The sequence below is a fragment of the Cyclonatronum sp. genome, assembly GCF_022565315.1.
In the GTDB taxonomy this organism is placed as follows: Bacteria; Bacteroidota; Rhodothermia; order Balneolales; family Cyclonatronaceae; genus Cyclonatronum.
On sequence record NZ_JAIUMX010000134.1, the window covers coordinates 1 to 8,566 of the forward strand.

General features: G+C 59.4%; 5 protein-coding genes, 1 tRNA gene and 1 pseudogene. All 7 read left to right on the forward strand.

Features of this window, described 5'->3' with window-relative positions:
• A pseudogene (locus LAT75_RS14165) lies at positions 1-1,278 on the forward strand (TonB-dependent receptor); the annotation flags it as partial.
• An 8-nt stretch (positions 1,279-1,286) separates the two neighbouring features.
• On the forward strand, positions 1,287-4,187 hold the full coding sequence (locus tag LAT75_RS14170; protein WP_291483335.1) for a hypothetical protein: 2,901 nt from the start codon (positions 1,287-1,289) through the stop codon (positions 4,185-4,187).
• Positions 4,188-4,199: 12 nt separating this feature from the next.
• On the forward strand, positions 4,200-5,234 hold the full coding sequence (locus tag LAT75_RS14175; protein ID WP_291483336.1) for a PorV/PorQ family protein: 1,035 nt from the start codon (positions 4,200-4,202) through the stop codon (positions 5,232-5,234).
• A 17-nt stretch (positions 5,235-5,251) separates the two neighbouring features.
• On the forward strand, positions 5,252-6,469 hold the full coding sequence (locus tag LAT75_RS14180; RefSeq protein WP_291483337.1) for a M20/M25/M40 family metallo-hydrolase: 1,218 nt from the start codon (positions 5,252-5,254) through the stop codon (positions 6,467-6,469).
• A 29-nt stretch (positions 6,470-6,498) separates the two neighbouring features.
• Positions 6,499-7,407 (forward strand): cyanophycinase, encoded by a 909-nt coding sequence (locus LAT75_RS14185; RefSeq protein ID WP_291483338.1) that lies wholly within the window; start codon positions 6,499-6,501, stop codon positions 7,405-7,407.
• Between the two features lie 20 nt (positions 7,408-7,427).
• Positions 7,428-8,294 (forward strand): MurR/RpiR family transcriptional regulator, encoded by an 867-nt coding sequence (locus LAT75_RS14190; protein WP_291483339.1) that lies wholly within the window; start codon positions 7,428-7,430, stop codon positions 8,292-8,294.
• Between the two features lie 74 nt (positions 8,295-8,368).
• A tRNA-Met gene (locus LAT75_RS14195) sits at positions 8,369-8,441 on the forward strand.
• Positions 8,442-8,566: the final 125 nt, after the last annotated feature.

Sequence of the window (8,566 nt, forward strand, 5' to 3'; positions counted from 1 at the left end):
CCGACTTCCCGTGAGGAAACCACAACGAGCACCGTCAACTTCCGCACGGACCTCATCTGGGCGCCCAACAACACGCACGAAATTAAGGCCGGGCTTCAGTTTCAGCAGTTTAACATCGACTGGTTCGAAATCATCAACATTCAGGCCGTGCAGCCCTACATCACGGATGTAAGCGGACAGCGGCCGTACGAGGGCGCGGTCTTCATTCAGGATAAAATCGAGCAGGATAACTTCGTGCTCAACATCGGCCTTCGCTTCGATTTCGCGAATCAGCGGAGCAACTTCCGGGCCGATCCGCTGCGGCCGGAGTCGGAGGTCAGCTCAAGCCCCATCTATCAGCTGAGTCCCCGCATCGGTATTTCGCACCCTATTTCGGCCAGCTCCATCCTGCGCTTCAGCTACGGCCGCTTTTTCCAGAACCCGGACTACCGCTTCATTTTCGAGAACAACTTCTATGAATTCGGCACGCGGGAGCCGCTATTCGGCTCGCCCGACCTCGATGCGCAGCGCACAACCGCCTACGAGTTCGGCCTCATTCATCAGTTTTCGGAGCGCGCGGCGGTCACCCTCTCGGCCTACTATAAAGATATCCGCGGACTGATCGGTACAGAGTACGTCGCGCAGGGGCAGCTCGTGAACGGGCGTCCGGCCTTCACTTCGTACTCCTTTTTTGTGAACGAGGCCTACGCCAACGTCCGCGGCTTCGAGCTCAGCGCCGACCTTCGCCTCACCCGCAACCTCGACGTGCTCGGCTCCTACACCTACTCGATCGCCAAGGGCAGCGCAAGTTCCGAGCTTGAGGGCTTCCCGCGCCGCATCCCCGATACGCGCCTGTATTTCCTGAACTTCGATCAGCGGCACCTCTTCAATGTGCGCGCCAATCTCGAATTCAGCGAAAACGACGGCCCGCAGCTCTTCAATCTTCGTCCGCTCGCGAACACCATTATCGGGCTCGTTATCAGCGGTGCATCCGGTTTCCCGTACACGCCAACCGGGCGCGACATCGGCTTTGTGGAGCGCAACAGCGAGCGTCAGCCCTTCACCTACAACATCGACCTTTTTGCCAGCCGCAGCTTCCGGATTTCCGGATCGCAGCAGGTCGCGGTCTTCGCGAACGTCACCAATCTCACCAACCGCCGCAACGTGCGGAACGTGTACACCGATACCGGCCGGCCCGATGAGTTCACGCTGCGTCCGCAGTCGGAGGAATGGATCCTGAACCCGAACAACTGGTATCCGCCCCGCACCACGAATTTTGGCATCCGCTACACCTTTTAAGCAAGCTTATGAAATCATTTAATTTAAGATTTGTGATGTACAAGGGTGATGTGTCCCGTGCCCTGAACCCGTTTTCCGGTCTGGCCCGCTTTTTGGGGTTTAGGGGGATGTCGGCTTTCGTGCTGGTTCTGGCCGCCGTGCTCGTAACCGGGCCGCAGCCGGCACTGGCGCAGGTACAGCAGAGCGCTTCGGATGCGCGCGCTGAGGCCAAAAATCCGGGCGGCAGCGGAAGTGCTTCCGGCACGGATGCCGGTTTGCAGGGCATTCAGGACCGCGGCTTCACCACGCACAACCGGAGCAACATTGGCATGTTTATCGAAAACCGCGGCAAGCTGTACGCCCGATCAAGCGCCATCGGCGTTTCGGGCGAGTACCCCATCAATTCCGAGCAGGAGTACATCTATCAGCTCAACCCCGTCGTGCTGTTTCCGGGTAACGTGATTCAGGGCCGCAACACGGCCAACGAGGAATGGGAGGCCGAATTTGGCTTTAACAATCCGGAAAGCGTCCGGGTTGCGACCTCAACCGATCCCACCACCTGGCCGTCACGCGGCTGGCCGGTTCAGGATGCCGACGGCAACCCCATCATCATTTCCGATCAGGACACTTTCGCCGCCTACAACGACAGCCTGAACCGGGAGCAGATTCTGAATATCAGCGTGTATCAGACCGGCTACTCCTTCTCATCGCCGCTTATCCGCGATGCCGTGATTTTCACCTTCGATGTGGTGAATCACAGCAACAACACCTACGAGGATATGTACTTCGGCATGTACAGCGATTTCGATATCGGCAACCGCGCCGGAACCGACTACGCCGGTTACCTCAACGACCGCATGGGTCTGGATGAGGACCTCGATTTTTTCTACTATTTCGATAACGGCTTCTCGCCGGACTGGGGAGGCCCGACCGGGCATTTTGGCCTCACCTGGGTTTCGACACCCGAGGTGAACGGTCAGCGCCTCGGCATGACCGACCTGCACTACAACCTCTGGCAGGATACCCCGCTGCTCGACGAAAACCCGGACTGGTTTTACGGCGTGTACACTTCCAACTACGACATGGTGCCCGAAGCCCTCTGGCCGCAGTTTTTTCATCCGGTTGAGCCGGGGCGCCGCATTTCTGACGTCAGCCTGATCCCCAATACGGGCATGGATCTGGTAAACAATTCTGCCTCCGGGCCATACACCATCGCGCCGGGCGACACCCTCAGCTTTGTGATCGCCGTTGTTGCCGGGCCCGATTATGCCGGCATCCGCCAAACGGTCGAAAACGTGCATCAGTCATTTGCCAACAACTGGCTGCTGCCCTCGCCGCCGCCGCGCCCTGAGCTGCGCGCGTACGCCGATCAGAATTCCGTGACCCTCGCCTGGGACAACCGCTCCGAAACCGCGCCCGATCCGTTCACCGGAGAGTTCGATTTTCAGGGCTACCGGCTATACCGCTCCATCAATCAGGGGCGCACCTGGGATCAGATCGACCGCAACCGAAACCCGAACGTGGGTCCCGATCCGGTCCCCATTGCGGTGTTCGACAAGGATGATGAAAACGGCATCCAATATTCTTTTGTGGATGATACCGTGCGGGAAGGCTTCACTTACTGGTACAGTCTGGTGGCCTACGACCGCGGGCTGCCTGATCTGGGCTCGCTTGCAACGCCCATTGGCAGCAACGAGGACGAAATCAACATCGCGGTCGTAACTCCGCGCACCATTGCCGGCGACTGGCTCGGCTCGCAGGTCCGCCTTGCCGACCATGTGCAGGGCGCCTCAACCGATTCGGTTTTCCTGCGCATCCTCAACCCCCTCGATCTGGATTTCGGCGAGTACGACATCACCTTTGGCCGCATGGGTCAGCCGGAAACGACCATCCTCACGCAGGTCATTTCGGAGCCGCTTGATCCGGCGCTCACCCCGCCGACCACGTTTACCGTCACCTGGAATTCTTCCGATATTTTCTCGGTGCGCAACGACGCTGCCGGGCGGAACCGCATCCGGAATGAGGCCTACGTGCCGGGTCAGCGCTACGAAATCGAGGAGGATCACATCGCCTTCACCTTTTTGGAAGGCTCCGACGATCCGGAGCTGCGGCCGCAGTCCGGCGACGTGCTCCGCATCATCCCCGCGCTGGAAGTCCGCAGCCGCAACAGCGGCGAAGTTGTGCTGCCGATGCGGCCATACCTGCGCGATCGCGAGTTCATCACAAGCGATGGCGTGGGCATCACCCTGCGGCACAATCCGTTTCAGATCACGCGCTCCTCAAGCCGGCTTTCTGTGCAGATTGCGGATGCAAGCTTCGGCGCGCTCATCAGCGACACCAATCTCGGTGAAATCCGGGCCATTGAGGCGGACAGCATCGAGGTGCGCATCACCCGGCAAAGCAACAATCAGCAGAGCACCTTCCGCATCCCCAACGGCGGACTCATCGAGCTGGCGCGCTTCAGCTTCACCCTCACCCTTGATCTTGACGGCATTCAGCCGCAGAGTCTGGTCGGGGCGACTTTCAGCATCACCACAACACCGGTGCGTTTCCCGACCGAAAACGACATCTACCGCTACGAAAAAGATGCCGGCACCGTGCGTACCGATGCGAGCGAAGACATCCTCTCGCGCATCAACGTGGTGCCGAACCCGTACCTGGTCGGCAACGCCTGGGAGCCCGATGTGAGCCTCACCCGGCGCGAGCCCGAGCGCCTGATTCGCTTCCGGAATCTGCCGAATGAGGTAACTATCCACATTTTTACCATGGCGGGAGAGCGCATCAAAACGCTGCAGAAAAACGACGCAACCGGCGAAATCGGCTGGGACCTTCGCACCGAATCGGGCCGGGAAATCGCGCCTGGCGTGTACATCTACATGGTCCGCTCGAACGTGGGCGATCACATCAGCCGCTTTGCGGTCATCAAATAGGAGGAGCCAAGCATGAAGACCAACATCATCCTGAAAACAAGCCTGCTCCTCACCGCACTTTTGCTGATGGTTTGGAGTGAAAGCGCGGTGGCGCAGTCCGTAAACGCCGGTACGAGCGGGGCGCAGTTTCTGAAAATCAATGCCGGGGCGCGGGCTGAAGCCATGGGCGGCGCTTTCGCCGGAAGCGCCAACGACGCAACGGCCCTGTTCTGGAACCCGGCCGGCATCACGCAGGTGGAGCGGGGCTCGGTGAGCTTCACCAATATCCCGTGGTGGGCCGACGTGGAAATTAATCAGTTTGCCGCCGCCCTCAGCGCCGGAAACCTCGGGGTGTTCGGCCTCAGCGTAATCAGCCTGAGCGTGCCCGAGCAGGAAATCACGACCGTTGATCAGCCCGACGGCACCGGCCGCTTCTTCGACGCCAACGACCTGATGGTGGGCGTTTCCTACGCACGGAAGCTGCTCCCGCAGTTCTCGGTCGGCGTTTCCGCGAAATATGTGAGTCAGCAGATCTGGAATCAGCGTGCCGGCGCGCTCGCCTTTGATATCGGCACGCAGTACAACTTCGGCTACCGCAACCTCACCCTCGGCATGACGGTCAGCAATTTCGGCCCCGACATGCAGTACAGCGGCTCCGATCTCGCGTTCTTTGTGCCAGACCGCAACGACCCGACACAGCCGCCGGGCCGGAGGGCGCTCGCCAATCTCGAAACCCTTGGCTTCCCGCTTCCCCTGCATTTTCAGGTGGGCGCGGTGATGGATGCAATCGATACCCGCTACCTGCTGTGGCGCGTGGCGGCTGACCTCAAAAACCCGAGCGACAACTACGAAATGCTCAGCTTCGGTACCGAGCTGGAATTTAAACTGGAGTTTGCCAGCGTATTCGGCCGGGGCGGGTACACCTTCAACAACCCCGATCAAAAATGGTCGGTCGGCACCGGACTCATGATTGACCTTAGCGGGTACAACGTTTATGTTGATTACTCATGGTCAGAGCACGAATATCTGCCGGGCATTCAGCGGCTGAGTGTTTCACTGTCGTTCTAAACGGAATCGGAGGATTTTTGAAAAAGCAACAAAATGAGGAGGTAGCAGCAACTCTGCCGGCAGGTCCGTCGAACGGGGTAGCCCAAACGGCGCTAAGCGCAGAACTGCAGGAGCTCATCCGGGAATTTGCGGCATTTGCGACCATCAGCGGGCGCTCCGGCGACGAGCGCGGCATCGCTGCTTATGTAAAACAGCAGCTTGCGGCACTTCAGGTGCAGATCACCGAAGATGATGCGGCGGCCAAAACGGGCGGCAATCAGGGGAACCTGATCATCATACCGGAAGATTTCAGGCCGGCTGAACCCGCCATCGCTTTTCTCGCACACCTCGATACGGTGCGCGACACCGGCGTAACGGAGGTCGTAGTGAAGGGCGACCGGGTGACTTCCGCCGGCCCCACGCAGCTCGGGGCCGACAACCGCTGGGGCCTCACCCTGCTGATGCGCCTGCTGCGGGAGTACGAAAGCCTCCCCACAGTAGCGCGCCCAAACCTGTTTCTGGTATGCACCGTAGGCGAAGAAGCCGGCATGCTCGGCGCCAAAGCGCTGGATTTGTCCCCCTGGAAGGTGCGTGAGGCCGTCGTGCTTGACTCCTCGCTGCGGCCCGGTGCGTACATCGAAAGCTGTGCCGGCATGAGCCTTTTTGAGGCCGCATTTACCGGCCGCGCGGCACACAGCGCAGTGCGGCCCAACAAGGGCGTAAGCGCGGTGATGATGGCTGCCCGAAGCCTGAGCCGCATTGGCGAATGGCCGCATCCGGAAGCGGTGATGGCCAACATCGGCGGCATCCGCGGCGGCGACCTCAGCCTGAGCAACGTGATCCCGGCCGTGTGCCGCTTCACCGGCGAGGTCCGCGGCTTCAGCGCCGAAGCTGTTGATGGCGTGCTGAAGCAGTACCGCGACCTTTGTGAAGAAGAAGCCGCCCGGACAGGAGGGAAGCTCAGCTTCAGCATCACCCCCGATTTTACGCCCTACCGGCTCGATCCGAAAAGCCCGTTCGTGCGCTTCATCCGGGAATCGATGATGGAGGCAGGCCTTACGCCCCTGGGCGTGACCTACTCCGGCGGCAGCGACGCCAACGCCCTGAATGCCGCCGGCATCCCGGCCGTGAACCTCGGCATAGGCGCCCAAAACCCGCACGCCGACGATGAATTCATCCTGCTTCGTGATATGGAGAGCTGTCTCTCGCTGATCCGCGCCCTGCTGAATCAGTCCCGAACTTTTTTGAGGGCGTGATGCCATCCCTCGTAACCAAACCGAATGCTATGTACCGCAACCTACTGTTATTTCTATTTTTGGGATGGATGATGACGGGCCTTGGCGCCTGCACCTCAGCCCATGACGAAGCTCCGTTTCTGGCGGAGGGAAGCTTTTCGGCCAAAGGAAACCTCGTGATGATCGGAGGCGGCCCGCGTCCGGCTGAAATCATGGAGCTGATTGTGAGCCTGAGTCCCGATTCGACCATGATTGTGGTGCCGATGGCTTCGGCCATTGCCGACACCATCGGCTGGGAGCACCGCGATATGTTTCTGAGCTACGGTGCGAAATCTGTCGAAATTATGATGCTGGAGGATGAGGACATCGACCGGCCCGAAATTCTGGAACAGCTTCGCACGGCCTCGGGCATCTGGTTCAGCGGCGGTGATCAGCGGCAGCTGATGCACTATTTCGGCACCGAAGCCATGCGCGCAGCCGTACACGAAGCCTGGCAAAACGGCGCCGTAATTGCAGGCACGAGCGCCGGAACCGCGGTACAGTCGGCCGTGATGATCACCGGGGATGAGCGGCACGCGGTAAGGCAGCCCTTCGGCATCATCCGGCATGAAAACGTGATTACAACGCCCGGCCTCGGACTGGTCGAAAACATGATTGTGGATCAGCACTTCATCCGCCGGAGCCGCCTCAACCGCCTGCTGAACGTGATGCTGGATGAAGGCGCCCCCTACGCCGCCGGCATCGACGAAGCGACCGCGCTCTGGTTTGCCGGCGACGGTTGGGTCGAAGTAGTAGGGGAGAGTCAGGTGATTCTGCTCGACGCAAGCGCCGCTGACAGCGGCGTTTTTGCGGATGGAAATCTGGGTGCGCGCGGCATTGTGACGCAAATCCTGCCGCCGGGCGCGCGCTTCCGCTGGGACGGGATGCGGGTGAGCGGAATTTTGCTGCCGTCAGAATAAAAAAAAGGCTATTATCCGGCATGACACCTGCCAAAGAGTACTCCGCCGAACAACTGATCCGGATGATTGCCTCCGAATATGATCAGCTGCCGCGTAATCAGAAAGCTGTTGCCGACTTTCTCATCAAAAATCTGAACGAGGCCGCTTTCCTCTCAGTCGTGGAAATCGGGGAGCGCTGCGGCGTATCAAAGGCGACCGTTGTGCGGTTTGCACAGCGCCTGGGTTTTGACGGCTTCATGCTGTTCAGGGACGCGCTGCAGGCCTCGGTACAAAAACGGTTTTCGGAATCCGACCGCTTTCAGCTGATTCGTCATTCTGCGGGCAAATCGGTCTATCAGGTCGCGCAGCAGGATGTGAGCAACATCAACCGCACCATCGAAAACCTCAACCTTGAGGACTTCAACCGGGTTGCGGAGCGTATCGCGGCCTCCCGCGTGACCTATACCTACGGTCTCGGGATTTCGGCCCTTGTAGCACAGATTACGGCCTACTCGCTGTGTCAGGTCGCGATTCGGGCGCAGGCGGTCATCAGCGGTCACCTCAGCTTTGAGGAGCAGGTGCTGTTCATGGACGAGCGGGATGTGCTCGTGTGCTTCTCATTCCCGCCCTACTCGGGCCGCACCATAGAAGTAGCGGCCCTTGCCCGTGCCCGCGGCGTCGAGGTAATCGGCATCACCGACATACAGACCGCCCCGATAACGGAGCACTGCACGCACAGCCTCACCGTGAAAAGTGAGAACCTGCTCTTCACCAACAGCATCGCCGCCCTCTCGGTAGTGGTAAACGCCCTGGTAACGGAGATCGCCGTCCGCAACGAAGACAAAGCCCTCGGCTACATAGAAGAGGTAAACAGGCTCATGAAACAGGGCGGGCATTTCCGGGTGTGAGAACCTTTATTTCAGAATATCCAAAATAAAGCTTGACATGGGTAGGGTTTACCCCCTATATTATAGATCTACACCGCGGGGTGGAGCAGCTGGTAGCTCGTCGGGCTCATAACCCGAAGGTCGCAGGTTCGAATCCTGTCCCCGCCACTACAAGGGCTGATTTTCTTAACTGAGAGTCAGCCCTTTTTTTGTTAGGTAAATCATTGATGAAGTAAGATGGAAGAGAATCGGGACTCCAAAGTGCTTTTCACCGTCTATGTTCTATATTCGGA